The organism is Qipengyuania thermophila, assembly GCF_004153605.1.
Classification (GTDB): Bacteria; Pseudomonadota; Alphaproteobacteria; order Sphingomonadales; family Sphingomonadaceae; genus Qipengyuania_B; species Qipengyuania_B thermophila.
The window spans coordinates 52,501-68,202 of the sequence record NZ_SDSI01000004.1 but is presented as its reverse complement, the minus strand read 5'-3'; the positions used below and the strand labels follow the sequence as shown (position 1 = coordinate 68,202).

The window sequence follows — 15,702 nt, the reverse complement described above, 5'->3', positions numbered from 1 at the left end:
TCGGACCGGACGGAGTGGCGGCGGGTGACCAAACCTTAACCACCTCGCGCCATAAGCTTGCCGAGGAGACGGGCGTGCATGGATGACCTGCTGAGCGAATTCATCGCCGAGACGCGCGACATGCTGCGCGGATGCGAGGAAGCGCTGGTCAGCTGGGAAGCCGATCCCGCCGACCGGACCCGGCTCGACGCCATCTTCCGCTTCGTCCACACGGTCAAGGGCAACTGCGGCTTCTTCGATCTTCCGCGGCTGGCGGCGCTGAGCCACGGCGCCGAGGATGTGCTCGGGCAGCTGCGTGAGGGCACCCGCTCTGCCGACGCCGCTGTCGTCACCGCCGTTCTCGGCGTCATCGACCGGATCATGCTGATCATTGACGCGCTGGACAGCGGTGCGCCGCTCCCGAACGAACCTGACGAGCCGCTGCTGACCGCACTGATGGCGAGCGGTCCGGTCGCGGCGGCCACCGCCTCCCCGACTGCGTGCCCTGCTACGCTGGCCCAGCCGGTGGCGCGTGCCGCGGCGCGCTCCATCCGGCTCCCTGTGGACCTGCTTGACCGGGTCATGAGCGGCGTGTCGGACATGGTGCTGGCCCGCAACGACCTTGCCCGCCGGCTGCGCGAAGGACACTCGGCCGCCGAACTGGACGCCCCGTTCGAGCGCCTGTCCGGGATCCTCTCGGACGTGCGCGAAGCGATCACCCGGATGCGGATGAACCGGATCGACCACCTGTTCCAGCAGTTGCCGCGCCTCGTGCGGGATCTCGCTCATGAACTGGGCAAGGAGGTGCGGATCGTCTGCCACGGCGGCGAGGTCGAACTCGACCGCGAGATCATGGACCTGATCCGCGATCCCGTCACCCACATCCTGCGCAACGCGATCGACCACGGGATCGAGCCGGCAGGCGACCGGCTGGCGGCCGGCAAGCCGCGCGCGGGAACGATCGTGGTCGAGGCAAGCCACGCCGGCAACGAAGTGCGGCTGACGATCGCCGACGACGGGCGCGGCATCGACCGCGCCAAGGTGGCGCGCAAGGCCGTCGATGCGGGCCTCATCGACGCGGACGAGGCGAGCCGGGCCGATCCCCGGCGCTGCGCCGAACTGATCTTCGCCGCCGGGCTGAGCACCGCCGATGCCGTCAGCGCCGTCTCCGGCCGCGGCGTCGGGATGGACGTGGTGCGCGCCAACCTCGAGCGCATCGGCGGGGCGATCTCCGTCACGTCGCGCGACGGCGCCGGCACGACCTTCCAGCTGCGTGTCCCGCTGACGCTGTGCATCGTTCCGGGCATCGTGGTTCGGACGGCCGCGCTGAGCTTCGCCGTCCCGCAGGCGCATGTCGTCGAGATCGTCCGCCGCCGGTCGGTGCAGCTCGACGACGCGGTGGTCGGCACCGCCCGCCTCATCGCCATCCGCGGCGAGCGCATGCCCTATCTCGACCTTGCCCAGGTCATGGGCCTTGCCCCTGCCGAGGAAGGGGGCTGCGCGATGGCGGCGCCCGTGGTGCTGGTGCTGCAGACCGGGGCGGATCAACGCTGTGCCATCGGGGTCGAGCGGATCTGCGACTACGAGGATCTGGTGGTGAAGCCGCTGGCACCGGCGGTGATGCAGACCGGCTACTATGCGGGACTGACTCTGCTCGACGATGGCCAGCCCATCCTGCTGCTCGATGTGCGCAGCATCATGGAACGGGCCGGCGTCTTCGGGCGCGACGCGGCGCCCCAGGCGCATGCGGCCGACGAAGGGAGCGATGCGGAAGACCATGGGGAGCCCGTGCTCCTGTTCACGGGGTTCGACGGGGTGGAGCGGGCCGTGCCGTTTGCGGCGGTGGAGCGGATCGTCGCTCTTGCTCCCGAGGCAATCACGCGCAACGGCACGAGCGCATTCGCGGCCCTCGACGGCGTGCCGGTCACGCTGCTCGGGCTGGACGACGCCGCGATCAGCCACTGCGCCATCCATGCCATAAGCCTCTCCGACGGCGGGACGCGACTCCTTCTCGCCGCGGCGGCCATCGGCGAGCGGGCAGTGGTGGCGGCAGACATGCTGCACGCGCCCGCCTCCGATGACGAAGCCCGCGTCTTCCTGATCGCAGAACGTGCCTGTCGCCTCGTGGACGTGCACCGGCTGTTCGCCGAACACGCGCCTGCGGCGCGCCCGTCGCGGGCGATGGTCTGCGCGGTGCCGGACGACGACTGGGCGAAGCGGATGCTCGTTCCGCTGCTGCGCGCCGCCGGCTGGGCGGTCGCGCCGTCGGGTGACGGAAGCGTGGATCTGGTGATCAGCATTGACGGGCGCGCGCCGGATGGAACCACCACGTCGGCGCCGCGGATCGCCCTGAGCTCGGCCGATGCGGCCACGCTGCCGCCCGGCGTTGTCCACCGCTACGACCGCGACCGGCTCCTCGCCGCGCTGGCCGCAGTCCGGCAAGCGGCAGCATGAGCGGCATGATGCTGTTCGCCGAGATCGCCGGCACGCGCGTCGCCATTCCGGCTGCGGAGGTGCGGTCGGTCATCCTCGCCGACAATCTCGTGCCGGTTCCCCACGCGCCGCCGCACGTCGCCGGACTGACGACGGTGCGCAGCCAGGCGCTGACGGTGATCGACTGCCGCGTCAGTCTCGGAGAGCCGGCGGCGGCCGCGGGATCCGAACGCTGGGCCGCGGTCGTCGCGCGCGACAGTCATCTCTACGCCCTTCTTGTCGACCGGGTGGATGATGTCCGCGCCGCCAGCACCGAGATCCGGCCGGTGCCGATCGGCTACGGCGCGGCATGGCAGCGCGCGGGTCGCGGCCTCCTTGGCGGGGAGGACGATCGGCCCGCGCTCGTGATCGACGCCGCTGCCCTCATCGACGGACCGGCTCCCCCGGCCGCTTAAGCATTTCATAAGTCCGGACCGCTAGCCTGCGACGACAACACAAGGGTGCGCGCATGAAAACGTGTCTCGTGGTCGATGACTCCCGCGTGATTCGCCGGGTGAGCCGCCACATTCTCGAGAATCTCGGCTTCACCGTCGCCGAGGCGGAAGACGGGCAGCAGGGTCTGGAGCAATGCGCGCAGGCGATGCCGGACCTGGTGCTGCTGGACTGGAACATGCCGGTCATGAACGGGATCGAGTTCATCACCCGGCTGCGGGCCAGCGACAACGGCGCGCATCCGCGGGTGGTCTTCTGCACCACCGAAAACGACGTGGCCCACATCCGCGAAGCCATCAGCGCCGGCGCGGACGAATACATCATGAAGCCGTTCGATCACGAGACCTTGCAGCTCAAGCTGCAGTTTGTCGGCATGAGCTGAGGCTCGGCCGTGCAGCGCCCTGCCCCCGGCGCGGAGCCGCGCTGGCCCGGTGCGGACCGGTGCCCGCCCTCGCGGCCGGTGGTGCGGGTGATGATCGTCGACGACTCGCTCACGGCGCGGACTGTGTTCGCCCGCATGATCGAGGCCGACCCTGCCCTGCTGCTCGTCGCGCAGGCGAGCACGGCCGAAGAGGCGCTCGGCCGGTTGAGCACGTGCAGCCCCGATGTCGTCCTGCTTGATCTGGAAATGCCGGGCATGGGCGGGCTGGAGGCGCTGCCGCAGTTCCTCGCGCTGCGCCCATCGCTTCAGGTGCTGGTGGTGTCCTCGCTGACCGAGGCCGGGGCATGGCATTCCGTCCGCGCCCTGGCGGCGGGTGCCGCCGACACGATGCTCAAGCCCGTTCCGGGCAGCTTCGGCGGCAACTACAGGGAGCAGTTCACCGCCCGCATCCGCGCCCTCGGCCGGCGCGACGCCGCCTCGACTGGACGCGACACCTGTCCGCAAACGCAAGGCTGGCCTCCTTCGCGCGCCCCGCGCCCCGGCAAACGCCCCCGCGTGGTGGCGATCGGCGCCTCGACCGGCGGCGTGCATGCCATCAACGCGGTGCTGGGCGGGCTGCCGGCGGAATTCGCCTTGCCGATCCTCATCACGCAGCACCTGCCCGCGTCCTTCGTGCCGGTCTTCGCGCGGCAGCTCGAGCTTGTCTCCAGGCGTCGCACCATCGTGGGCGAGGACGGACAGCGGCCCGCGCCCGGCGAGATCATCCTCGCCCCCGGTCATGCTCACCTCACCGTGGAGCGGCGGGGAGAGCAGATCGCGGTCGCCCTGTGCTCCGCGCCCTCGCCCTCGGGCTGCCGGCCGGCGGTCGATCCCATGCTGAGCAGCATCGCCGAAGCCTTTGACGGCGAGGCGGCGGCCCTCATCCTCTCGGGCATGGGCCGTGACGGGGTTCTGGGTGCCGGCGACCTCGTGCGCGCCGGGGGGACGGTCATCGCGCAGGAACCGCTGAGCTGTGCCGTGTGGGGCATGCCCAAGGCGGTGGCGCAGGCTGGCCTCGCCGCGGCCGAACTGCGGCCGGCGGACATGGGACCGTGGCTGTCCCTGCGCACGGGGTCGGCCGAATGGAGGTGAGCGACGCCGCGTATGACGTCATCCGCGATCTCCTGTTCGCCCATTCGGGACAGGAAATCCTGCCGTCCCGGCGGTGGCGCATCCCCACCGCGCTCAGCGGGCTGTTCCGCGAGCTGGGAATCGACAATCTCGACCAGCTCGTCTGCCTTCTGAGCACCGGCCGCGACGCGGAGCTGCCGCAAAGGGTCGCGGAGGCGTTGCTGAACAACGAGACCTACTTCTTCCGCGACCGCAACTATTTTGACAACCTGTCGCAGCGGGTCCTGCCCGCCCTGGCCGTGCATCGCGCCGCCACGCGCGAGCTGCGCATCTGGTCGGCCGGCTGCTCGACGGGCCAGGAGCCGCTTTCGCTGGCCATGCTGCTCGCCGGACAGCCGCGCTGGCATGGCTGGCGGGTCAGCATCTGCGCCACCGACCTCTCCTCGCGCGCCATCAAGGCGGCCCGCCGCGCGACCTACAGCCAGTTCGAGATCCAGCGCGGGATCAGTGTCACCGAGATGCTGACGTTCTTCAGCGAGCAGAAGAACCGCTGGACCGCGCGCGGCGATCTGCGGCGCCTGATCCGCTTCGAGCAGCGCAACCTGCTCGACACCCCGCCTGCCGGCGGTCCGTTCGACCTCATCCTGTGCCGCAACGTCCTGCTCTACTTCGACCGGCAGACCCGCAGCCGGGCGGCCCGGCGGCTGCACGAGGCCATCGCGCCGGATGGATGGCTGATGCTCGGCGCGGGGGAACTGCTGCCGGAGGAGGACGGCCTGTTCTGCCCCGAGCCGGGCAATCACGGGCTGGTGAGGCCCCGGCCTGGATGCGGCGTATCGAGACTGCCCGCGGCGAGCGCCGCATGATGCGCTGCCCTGCAAGGACGGGCTTAAACATTCCTTAGGGACAACTCCCTATTGCGGGCACTCGGCGCCATCCGTGCGGCGCGGCCGGGCGGTTTCGCCGGAGCCGCGCGAGTGCGCGGTAACGGGTAACCCGCGAGGAAAGGGGGGGCAGGTGCAAACGACGTCGGACCGCCGGTCCAGCCCGGTCCTGACCCTTCTGGTGCCGCTGACGGCGCTCACCCTGCTGGTGGCGACGGCCCTCGTCGCATCGCTGTCGCTCACCGCGCCGCTTGCCTGGAGCCGGGCCATGACGCTTGGCGCTGCGGCCATCGTCGCCGGATGCCTGGCGTGCGGCTGGTCCATCTATTCGGGCGCCCGCCACCTCCAGAAGCTGAGCACCACCGACAGCCTGACCGATCTGCCCAACCGCCGCGCCCTGCACGAGGACATCAAGCGGCTCGAGGTGCGCGACCAGGAGGTGGCCCTCGCGCTCATCGATCTCGACGGCTTCAAGGACGTCAACGATCATTACAGCCACTTCGTCGGCGATGCGATCATCCGCGAATGCGCCGGCATGCTGCGCGCGGTCGCCAAGGAGGAGGCGCGCTGCTACCGGCTGGGCGGCGACGAATTCGCGCTGCTGCTGTCCGGGCCGCTGGCGGGCACGATCGCCGAAGGCATGTGCCGCGGCTTCATCGAGCGTCTGACCATGCCGATCGTCATCGGCGACCGGCGCATCGTCATCGGCGCGAGCATCGGCCTGACCAGAGCACGCCCGGAACAGGACCTGTCCTCGAGCGAACTCCTGCGGCAGGCGGACATCGCCATGTACGCCTCCAAGCGCTCGGGCCGCATGCGCTGCACCTGGTTCTCGCCGCATTTCGACATCAGCCGCGAATCCACCCGCGCGCTCGACCAGCAGCTGCGCCAGGCGCTCGCGAGCGACCAGCTCGCCATCCATTACCAGCCGCTCGTGGATGCGCGCGATCAGTCGATCGTCGCCGTCGAAGCGCTGCTGCGCTGGACCAGGCCGGATGGCGAATCGGTCAGCCCGTCCGTGTTCATCCCGGTGGCCGAGGAGTCCGGGCTGATCAACGACATCGGCCTGTGGGTGCTGCGCCGCGCCTGCAGCGACGCGCTGCCGTGGGAAGGCATCACCCTGTCGATCAACATTTCCGCGGCGCAGCTGCGGAACACCGAGTTCCCCATCAATCTCGGACAGATTCTTGAGGAAACCGGATTCCCGCCCGAACGGCTGGAGCTGGAAATCACCGAAACGAGCCTCGTCCTCGACCCGGTCACGGCCGAGCGCACGCTGGACGTCATCCGCGGCTTCGGCGTCAACGTGGCGCTGGACGATTTCGGGACCGGCTACGCCTCCATCGGTTTTCTGCGCAAGTTCCGCTTCCAGAAGCTGAAGATCGACCGGTCCCTCGTGGTTGAGGCGGAAGAGGATGCGGCGAGCCGGGCGATGATGCTGTCGAGCATCACGGTCGCGCGCGCCATGAACATGGACGTGACGGCAGAGGGAGTGGAAACCGAAGCCCAGGCCGCTCTGGTGCGCGCCGCCGGTTGCGACCAGATTCAGGGCTGGCTCTACTTCCGGGCGATGCCGGCCGCACAGATCGAAACCCTGAGGGCGGTCCCCGCCCCTCACGCCGCCATTGCCGGCGTGCACTGAAGGAAGGGCAGACGATGACGATGCAGGCGATGGACATGACTCCGGTCGGTGCACCCGTCTTGCCGGCTGGCGTGACCGAGCCGCCGGTCCCTCGCTCGACATGGCAGCGCCCCGAAGAAATCCAGCATGCCTACCATGTCACCGGCAGCAACAGCGCCCTCGTCCGGGCCGCGGCCCGGGCGTTCAGCCGCTGCCGGACTTCCGTCAAGCTGTGGCTGCTGGGCGCCATCCCGCTCGCCGCGGCGGCAGTGACGGCCGGCGTGCTCCTGTCCGCGGCGGGGGATCTGGCAGGACTGGACGCGGCGGCGGCCACACGGCTGAGGATGACGGCCTGGGGAATGCTCCTCGCGGGCGCCGCCTGCGCATGGCTGATCGTGGCGGTGCTGTGCCGCGACATCGTGACCACCGTCACGGACGTGATCGGCGGCGCATACGACCTTCTCGACGGCAATGTCGAAGCGCCGATCCCCCACACGGAACGGCAGGACGAATACGGTCAGATCGCCCGCGCCTTCGACGCGCTGCGCGAGAAGGCCGCCATTGTCCGGCATCTCGAAGCCGAGCGCCAATCGACGGCGGAGGCCCTCGACCATGAACGGATGCGGATCGTGAGCGCCTTCGAACGCTCGCTTGGCGACATTGTCGCCAGCGTGGCCAGCGCCGCCAGCCAGCTGCACTCGACGGCCGCGGTCCTCGCAGCGGGAACCGAACGCTCGCGCGAGCAGACCGAAACCGTCACGCGGGCCGTAGCCGACGCCGCCAGCGGCACCACGGCGGCCGCAGCCGCGAGCGACGAATTCGCCATGTCGATCGGCGAGATCAGCCGGCAGGCCAGCAGCAGCGCCGAGCTGGCCCGCAAGGCGCGCGAGGCGGCCGCAGACGCCGACGGCAAGATCGGCCGCCTGTCGGAGGCCGCAGAGGAAATCGGCCAGATCGTCGGCCTGATCCACGCCATCGCGCAGCGCACGAATCTGCTTGCCCTCAACGCGTCGATCGAAGCGGCGCGCGGCGGCGAGGCTGGCCGCGGGTTCGCGGTGGTCGCGGCGGAGGTCAAGGATCTGGCCGCCCAGACGAGCCGCGCCACACAGCGGGTCGCCGATCAGATCGCCACCATGCAGGAATCGACCGGCCAGAGCGTCAAGGCGCTCAAGTCCATCGGGGACCAGGTTAAGGAGCTGGAGACAACGGCCGTCTCCATCGCCTCGGCCGTCGATCAGCAATCGGTCGCGGGGCAGGATCTTGCCCGCAGCCTTGACCTCGCGGCCCGCGCGACCGACGAGGTTTCGCAGAGCATCGGCGAGGTGCGCGACGCCACCCACAACACGGGCATTGCCGCAACACAGGTGCTCCAGTCGGCGGACGAGCTGGAGCGGCAGTCCACTGCCCTGCGCCGGCGGGCCGAGGAGCTGACGCGTCAGTTCCGCGCCCGGCGCGCTTCCTGAGCCGCGCGCCGGCTGGTCAGGACACCCGCTCGAACACGGCCGCGATGCCCTGCCCGCCGCCAATGCACAGGGTCTCCAGCCCGTAGCGCGCGTCGCGCCGCTTCAGCTCGTGCAGGAGCGTCGCGAGGATCCGCGCGCCTGTGGCGGCGAGCGGATGGCCAAGCGAGATGCCCGATCCGTTGACATTCAGGCGCGCCTGGTCGTCCTCGCCCAGCCCCCATTCGCGCAGCACCGCAAGCACCTGCACCGCGAACGCCTCATTCAGCTCGATGAGATCGATCGAGTCAAACCCGAGGCCGGCACGCTCGAGCGCCGCCCGCCCCGCTGCCACCGGGCCGAGTCCCATTAGCGCCGGAGCAACCCCGGTGACTGCCCAGCCCCGCACGCGCGCCAGCGGCTCCAGCCCGTGCCGGTCGGCCGCGGAACGGGTGCAGACGATGGCGGCGGCGGCGCCGTCATTCTGCCCGCTTGCATTGCCGGCCGTGACCGTCGCACCCTCGCGCTCCGCCATCAGCGGGCGAAGCCGCGCCAGGTCGCCGTCCGTCAGCCCCGCCCGGGGATGCTCGTCGCGCGCCATCACCACCGTCTCCTTGCGCCCGGTGACGGTGATTGGCACGATTTCGTCGTCGAACCGCCCGGCCTCCTGCGCCGCCACCGCGCGCCGGTGCGACTCCAGCGCCAGCGCATCCTGCGCCTCGCGGCCAATGGCATAGCGTTCACGAAGGTTCTCGGCCGTCTCGATCATGCCGCCGGAAATCGGAAACCGTTTGCCTCCTGCCGTCACCCTTCCGCGGTGAAGCGAGTCCTCCATGGTGAAGTGCCCGTTCACACCCCAGCGGATGGCGTGACTGAAATGCGGGGCGTTGCTCATCGACTCAGCGCCGCCGGCGATGACAAGCTCCGCCCCGCCGGTCGCCACGGTCATCGCCGCCAGGATCACCGCCTGAAGACCTGACCCGCACCGCCGGTCGACCTGCATGCCGGGCACCGAGTCCGGCAGACCGGCGTCGAGCGCCACCACCCGCCCCAGCGCCGGGGCTTCCATCGACGGGTAGCACTGCGCGAAGATCACGTCCCCCACTGCGTCAGGAGGAAGGGCCGTCCGCTCCATGATCGCCCGCACGACGTGCGCGCCGAGCGTCTGCGCCGGCACCGGCCTGAGCGCGCCGCCAAAGCGTCCCACGGGCGTGCGCAGCGGTGCGCAGATCACGACATCGCGGAGCGCCTCCATCAGATCGCCAGACCGGCGTCGCGCAGCAGATGCCTCGCGATGATGGTCTGCTGAATTTGGCTCGTCCCCTCGTAGATCCGCATCAGCCGCACGTCGCGGTAGAACCGTTCCACCTTATACTCGGCCATGTAGCCGGCGCCGCCATGTACCTGGACCGCGCGGTCGGCCACGCGGCCGAGCGCCTCGGAGGCGAAATACTTGGTGGCGGCGACATCGCGGCTGACGGGCTCGCCGGCGTCGTAGCGGCGCGCCACGTCGCGCGTCATGCACCAGGCGGCGAGCGCATCGGTATGGCTGTCGGCGATGAGCCCCTGCACCAGCTGGAAGGCGGCAACCGGCTGCCCGAACTGCTTGCGCGCGGCGGCATAGGCGACGCTTTCCGCCACCAGCCGGTGCGCCGTGCCGCTGGCCGCAGCGGACAGGTGGATCCGGCCGCGGTCAAGCACCTTGAACGCAGTCTTGAGACCGCGTCCGGGCACGCCGCCGATGAGATTCGCCGCCGGCACCCGCACGTCGTCGAACACGACATCGGACGTGACGGTGCCGCGCTGGCCCATCTTCCGGTCGGGGGGTCCGAATGAGAGCCCCGGAGCATCGGCCGGAACGATGAACGCGGACACGCCGGCGGCGCCCTTCACGTCCCGCTCGGACCGGGCCATAACCGTCAGCATTCCGGCCCGGCGCGCATTGGTGATGTAGCGCTTGGTGCCGTTCAGGACGTACTCCTCGCCGTCGCGCGTTGCGGTCGTGGTCAGCGAGGCGGCGTCGGAGCCGGCGTCAGGTTCCGTGAGGGCAAAGGACGACACCATGCCCGCGGCCAATTTCGGCAGCCATGCGCGTTTCTGCTCGGGCGTCCCGTCGATGACGATGCCCTGGCTGCCGATGCCGACGGTCGTGCCGATGGTGGAGCGGAACGCCGCCGCGGCGCGGCCGAGTTCGAACACGACCTGCACTTCCTCGCTCATGGACAGGCCGAGACCGCCGTACTCCTCCGGGATCGACAGGCCGAACAGGCCGAGCGCGCGCATCTCGGCGACGATCGCCTCGGGCACCGCGTCGGTCTCCTCCACCTCGTCTTCGGCGGGGATGAGCCGCTCGTCCACGAAGCGGCGGACGGTGTCGAGCAAGATCGTGAAAGTTTCCTGGTCCACCCGTGCCGCTCCCGCCCTTGTCCGTTTCGATTGACGACTTATGATTGCAGCCAGGGACCGGAGGCGCAAGCACGCGCTCCGCGCCAGCGAGGAGAACCTGACATGGCCACCAAGGTGGACACGGCGCCTGCGCAGAGCGAAGAGGACGCCTTCCGCGCCGAGGTGCGCGCGTTTCTCGCCGAGCACTTTCCGCCCGAGCTGAAGGGTCAGAGCAACGTCCTGTCCGCCATCGAAGGGCCGGGCGATGAGACGGACGCACAGCGGCGGTGGCGCGAGGCCGTGGGCGCTCGCGGCTGGGGCACGCCGACCTGGCCGAAGGATTATGGCGGCGGGGGGCTGAGCCGCCGGAAAGCCCGCATTCTCGAGGAGGAATTCGCCAGAGCCGGCGCGTGGAATCCGATCGGCGGCATGGGCGTGATGATGTTCGGCCCCACCCTCCTTGAATACGGCAGCGAGGAGCAGAAGCGCGAGCACATTCCGCCGATCTGCCGCGGCGAGATCCGCTGGTGCCAGGGTTACAGCGAACCGAACGCCGGCTCGGACCTCGCCAATCTCCAGATGAGCGCGGAGGACCGTGGCGACCACTACCTCGTCAACGGCCAGAAGACATGGACGAGCGGCGGGCAGTGGGCCGACAAGATGTTCGCGCTGGTCCGCACGGACCGCTCCGACAAGCATCGCGGCATCAGCTTCCTGCTGATCGACATGGACGCGCCCGGCGTCGAGGTCCGCCCCATCCGCATGATCAGCGGCGCCAGCCCGTTCTGCGAAACCTTTTTCACCGATGTCCGGGTGCCCAAGAAGAACCTGGTCGGCGAGGAAGGTCAGGGATGGACGATCGGCAAGCGGCTGCTTCAGCACGAGCGCACCAATCTGTCGGGCGGGGGCAGCATGGCGCGGCTGATGGGTCCGAACCTGTCGGACATCGCCCGCCGCGAAGGAGACATCGACGCCGCCGGCCGTCTCGCCGACACCGTGCTGCGCGACCGCATCGCCGATTTCGAGATCCGGTGGAACGCCTTTCTGCTGACCGCGCGGCGCGCGATGGAGGAAAGCAAGGCGCAGGGCGGGGTGTCGGAGATCAGCTCCGTGCTGAAGAAGCTGGGCACGAAGCTGGGGCAGGAACGCGCCGAACTGCTGATCGAAATCGTCGGCCTTCAGGGGCTCGGTTGGGACGGCGACGGATTCTCGGAGGGCGAGCTGGAACGCACCCGCGGCTGGCTGTTCGGCAAGGCGACGACGATCTACGGTGGATCCACCGAGATCCAGAACAACATCATCGCCAAGCGCGTGCTTGGCATGCTCGACCATCAGTAGGGGCGCGGCGACATGGCGGTTCTCAACGACGAACAGGTGATGCTGCGCGACATGGCGCGCGAATGGGTGACGAACGAGTCGCCCGTGTCCGCCTTCCGCGCCCTCCGCGACCGCGAGGATGCACACGGGTTTGATCCGGATGCCTATCGGGCCATGGCAGAGATGGGCTGGACCGGGATCGTCATTCCGGAACAGCATGGCGGCTCGGATTTCGGCTGGCTGTCGCTCGGCCTCGTGGTCGAGGAACTCGGCAAGACCCTGACGTCGAGTCCCCTGGTGAGCAGCACGATCGCGGCGAGCGCCATCCTGCTCGGCGGAAGCGAGGCGCAGCAGGAACGCTGGCTGCCGCGCCTCGCCAGCGGCGAAGCCGTTGCCACCCTCGCCGTGGACGAAGGCCCGCGACATGACCCGGCAAGGATTTCCGCCAGCGTCAGCGATGGCAAGCTGAGCGGCACCAAGGCGTTCGTCGCCGAAGCCCATGCCGCGCAGCTGTTCGTCGTTGCGGCCACCGATGGGCTGTATCTGGTGGAGAGCGGCGCCGGCGTGCAGCTCGCCACCCGTCAGCTCGTCGACCGGCGCAGCCATGCGCAGGTCGAGTTCCGGGATGCGCCTGCCGAGCGGCTCGGGGGCGGCGGCGACAACCTGCTCGACGACGTGCTCGACCGGGCGCGGATCGTCACCAGCGCGGAGATGCTCGGAACGGCGCAGGCGGTGTTCGACAGCACGCTCGGCTATCTGAAGCAGCGGGTGCAGTTCAACCAGGTGCTCGCCACCTTCCAGGCGCTGCAGCACCGGATGGCGGACCTCTACGGCGACCTTGCCACCATGCGCTCCGCCGTCGAGGGCGGGCTTCAGGCGCTGGACAGCGGCTTCGGCATCGCCAGGGCGGCGACGATCGCCAAGGCCGAGGCCAATCGGGTGCTGCACCGGATCAGCAACGAAGGCATCCAGCTTCACGGCGGGATCGGCATGACCGACGAATACGACGTCGGCTTGTATCTGAAGCGCGCCCGCGTGCTGGAAGCGGCGTGGGGCAACACCGCTTTCCTTCGGGACCGGTTCGCCACGATCGGCGGCTATTGACGGGTCCGGCCATGTCGGAGTCCGCCGACGCCGCCCGCCTCGGGTTTGATGCCGGCCGGCTGGCGCGCATCGACCGCTTCCTGGACGATGCCTACCTGCGCCCCGGCACGCTGCCGCATGTCCAGCTTCTGCTCGCGCGCGACGGACAGCCGGTGCATCGCTTCACCGCCGGCACCCTGCGCGCCGACGGCACGCCGATGCGCGACGATGCCATCGTGCGGATCGCCTCAATGACGAAGCCGGTGACCTCGGTCGCGTTCATGCAGCTGGTCGAGCAGGCGCGTGTCGCGCTCGACGATCCGATCGCCACCGTTCTTCCCGAACTTGCCGATCTGAGGGTGTTCGCCGGCGGCGGCGGGGCCGTTCCGTTCGCGACAGGCAGCGCGGCACCGCCGATCCGCTTCGTGGACCTGCTGACGCACATGGCCGGCTTCACCTACGGCTTTCAGGAGCGCAACGCGGTCGATGCGGCCTATCGTGCCGCGAAGCTCGACTTCGCCCGCGACGAAGTGACCTCGGACGCATACATCGCGGCGCTGGCCGGTCTGCCGCTCCTGTTCGCGCCGGGGACGGCGTGGAACTACTCCGTTGCCACCGACGTGCTCGGCATTGCGGTCGAGCGATTGAGCGGCCTGCGGCTCGAAGACTATTTCGCGCAGCACATCTTCGATCCGCTCGGGATGCGCGACACCGCCTTTCATGTCCCGCCGGAGAAGGCCGACCGGCTGGCGGACTGCTACGCCTACCGCGTCGGCGGTGCGGCGCGGCTGATCGACCGCGGCGACGAAAGCCGGCTGCTCAAGCCGGGCAGCTTTGACAGCGGCGGCGGCGGGCTCCTGAGCACGGTGGCGGATTATCACCGTTTGTGCACGATGCTGCTCAACAGGGGAGAGCTTGCCGGCGCGCGCATCCTGGCGCCCAAGACCGTCGACCTGATGGTGGCGAACCACCTGCCTGGCAGCGCCGATCTCACCCAGATGTCGCAGTCGCTGTTCTCGGAAAGCACGAATGCCGGCGTCGGCTTCGGACTCGGCTTCGCGACGGTCATCGATCCGCCGCGCCTGCTCATCCCGGCGAGCCGGGGTGAGTTCTACTGGGGCGGTGCGTACTCCACCGCCTTCTTCGTCGATCCGGTCGAGCGGATCACCTGCGTCTTCGCGACGCAGCTCTACCCCTCGTCCGCCACCCCGATCCGCCGCCAGCTCCGAACGCTGGTCTACGCGGCCCTCGAAAACAGCTATGCCTGAAGGAGCACACCCCATGTCCGACCCGATCCGCACCGAGCGCCACGGCGACGTCCTTCACATCGTGTCCGACAACCCGCCGGTGAACGCGTTGGGTGCATCCGTCCGCCAGGGACTCGAGCGCGGCATCCGCGAGGCGATGGGGGATGATGACGTCAAGGCGGTGGTGATCCGCTGCGACGGCCGCACCTTCTTCGCCGGCGCGGACATTACCGAATTCGGCAAGCCCCCCGTCGGCCCAATGCTGCCTGACGTGTGCGATCTGATCGAAGCGTGTGACAAGCCCGTGGTGGCGGCGATCCACGGCACGGCACTGGGCGGCGGATGCGAAGTGGCGCTGGCGTGCCACTACCGGATCGCGGTGCCGTCCGCCAAGCTGGGCCTGCCGGAAGTCAAGCTCGGCCTCATTCCCGGCGCCGCCGGGACGCAGCGCCTGCCGCGTCTCGTGGGGGCGCAGGCGGCGCTGCCGCTGGTCGTCACCGGCGATCCCATCTCCGCGCGCAAGGCACAGGAGATTGGCCTGCTCGATGCCGTTGTCGAGGGCGACCTCGCGGAAGAGGCGACGGCGTTCGTCCGCAGCAAGGTGGGGCAGCCTCTGCCGCGCACCTCGCAGATGAACCGCAACGAGGACGGAGTGAGGAATCCGGCGATCTTCGACGACTTCCGCAAGCAGGCCGGTCGCAAGCTGCACGGGTTCGACGCGCCCAATGCCGCCATCGAGGCGGTGCGCGCGGCCGGCGAGCTGCCCTACGCCAAGGGTGTCGAACGCGAGCGCGAGCTGTTCATGAAGCTCATGATGGGGACGCAGTCCGCGGCCATGCGGCACTACTTCTTCGCCGAACGCGCAGCCGCGAAGATCGAGGGCGTGTCCGGCGACGTGCCGCTGATCCCGGTCAACAAGGTGGGCATCATCGGCGCAGGCACGATGGGCGGCGGCATCGCCATGAACTTCCTGTCCGCAGGCATTCCGGTGACGATCCTCGAAGTGGAACAGGCGGCTCTCGACCGCGGCACGGGGGTGATCCGCAAGAACTACGAGGCGACCGCCCGCAAGGGGCGCATGACGGCGGATCAGGTGGAGCAGGCGATGGGCCTGCTCTCCCCCACCCTGTCCTATGACGACCTTGCCGGCTGCGATCTGGTCATCGAGGCCGTCTTCGAGGACATGGCGATCAAGAAGGAGGTTTTCCGTCGTCTCGACCAGGTGGTGAAGGACGGTGCCATCCTCGCCTCGAACACGAGCTACCTCGACATCGACGAGATCGCCCGCTCGACCGCCCGTCCCGGCTACGTCCTCGGGCTTCACTTCTTC

13 protein-coding genes (1 of these 13 only partly in view) are annotated in these 15,702 nt (G+C 69.5%); 11 read left to right on the top strand and 2 right to left on the bottom strand.

The features are described from left to right. Positions 1 to 78: 78 nt before the first annotated feature. The 7 genes from ETO60_RS09265 to ETO60_RS09235 all read left to right on the top strand — a co-directional run bounded on the left by ETO60_RS09265 (position 79) and on the right by ETO60_RS09235 (position 8,364). Positions 79 to 2,433, top strand: coding sequence for a chemotaxis protein CheA (locus ETO60_RS09265; protein ID WP_130005002.1), 2,355 nt, complete (start codon positions 79 to 81; stop codon positions 2,431 to 2,433). Continuing rightward, a complete protein-coding gene (locus tag ETO60_RS09260; RefSeq protein WP_130005000.1) occupies positions 2,430 to 2,867 on the top strand; it encodes a chemotaxis protein CheW in 438 nt (145 codons plus the stop codon). Before ETO60_RS09265 ends, ETO60_RS09260 begins: the two co-directional genes overlap by 4 nt. Before the next feature lie 53 nt (positions 2,868 to 2,920). Further along, on the top strand, positions 2,921 to 3,286 hold the full coding sequence (locus tag ETO60_RS09255; RefSeq protein WP_130004998.1) for a response regulator: 366 nt from the start codon (positions 2,921 to 2,923) through the stop codon (positions 3,284 to 3,286). A 9-nt stretch (positions 3,287 to 3,295) separates the two neighbouring features. Further along, entirely contained in the window at positions 3,296 to 4,417 is a 1,122-nt protein-coding gene (gene cheB, locus ETO60_RS09250; protein WP_234026421.1) for a chemotaxis-specific protein-glutamate methyltransferase CheB, read from the top strand. Beyond that, positions 4,408 to 5,262 (top strand): CheR family methyltransferase, encoded by an 855-nt coding sequence (locus ETO60_RS09245; protein WP_130004996.1) that lies wholly within the window; start codon positions 4,408 to 4,410, stop codon positions 5,260 to 5,262. Before cheB ends, ETO60_RS09245 begins: the two co-directional genes overlap by 10 nt. Before the next feature lie 151 nt (positions 5,263 to 5,413). Beyond that, the gene (locus ETO60_RS09240) at positions 5,414 to 6,922 is read left to right on the top strand and encodes a putative bifunctional diguanylate cyclase/phosphodiesterase (RefSeq protein WP_234026420.1); all 1,509 of its coding nucleotides are present in this window, start codon (positions 5,414 to 5,416) and stop codon (positions 6,920 to 6,922) included. A gap of 14 nt (positions 6,923 to 6,936) precedes the next feature. Continuing rightward, positions 6,937 to 8,364, top strand: coding sequence for a methyl-accepting chemotaxis protein (locus ETO60_RS09235; protein WP_130004994.1), 1,428 nt, complete (start codon positions 6,937 to 6,939; stop codon positions 8,362 to 8,364). Positions 8,365 to 8,380: 16 nt separating this feature from the next. On the opposite strand, the gene ETO60_RS09230 is transcribed toward ETO60_RS09235, so the two are convergent. Together ETO60_RS09230 and ETO60_RS09225 are read right to left on the bottom strand one after the other, a co-directional pair. Next, entirely contained in the window at positions 8,381 to 9,595 is a 1,215-nt protein-coding gene (locus tag ETO60_RS09230) for an acetyl-CoA C-acetyltransferase (RefSeq protein ID WP_130004992.1), read from the bottom strand. Then, positions 9,595 to 10,746, bottom strand: coding sequence for an acyl-CoA dehydrogenase family protein (locus ETO60_RS09225; protein ID WP_130004990.1), 1,152 nt, complete (start codon positions 10,744 to 10,746; stop codon positions 9,595 to 9,597). Before ETO60_RS09225 ends, ETO60_RS09230 begins: the two co-directional genes overlap by 1 nt. A gap of 102 nt (positions 10,747 to 10,848) precedes the next feature. Here ETO60_RS09225 and ETO60_RS09220 point away from each other — a divergent pair, with 102 nt between their 5' ends. The 4 genes in view from ETO60_RS09220 to ETO60_RS09205 are tightly spaced (at most 13 nt apart) and all read left to right on the top strand, a layout consistent with a single transcriptional unit that may run on beyond the window. Further along, positions 10,849 to 12,063 (top strand): acyl-CoA dehydrogenase family protein, encoded by a 1,215-nt coding sequence (locus ETO60_RS09220; RefSeq protein WP_130004986.1) that lies wholly within the window; start codon positions 10,849 to 10,851, stop codon positions 12,061 to 12,063. Positions 12,064 to 12,075: 12 nt separating this feature from the next. Further along, positions 12,076 to 13,146 (top strand): acyl-CoA dehydrogenase family protein, encoded by a 1,071-nt coding sequence (locus tag ETO60_RS09215; RefSeq protein ID WP_130004984.1) that lies wholly within the window; start codon positions 12,076 to 12,078, stop codon positions 13,144 to 13,146. Between the two features lie 11 nt (positions 13,147 to 13,157). Continuing rightward, positions 13,158 to 14,393, top strand: coding sequence for a serine hydrolase domain-containing protein (locus ETO60_RS09210; protein WP_130004982.1), 1,236 nt, complete (start codon positions 13,158 to 13,160; stop codon positions 14,391 to 14,393). Between the two features lie 13 nt (positions 14,394 to 14,406). After that, positions 14,407 to 15,702, top strand: partial view of a 3-hydroxyacyl-CoA dehydrogenase NAD-binding domain-containing protein gene (locus ETO60_RS09205; protein WP_130004980.1) — the 5' portion only. It continues 741 nt past the right edge of the window; only the first 1,296 of its 2,037 coding nucleotides appear in the window; its start codon is at positions 14,407 to 14,409; its stop codon lies off the right edge, out of view.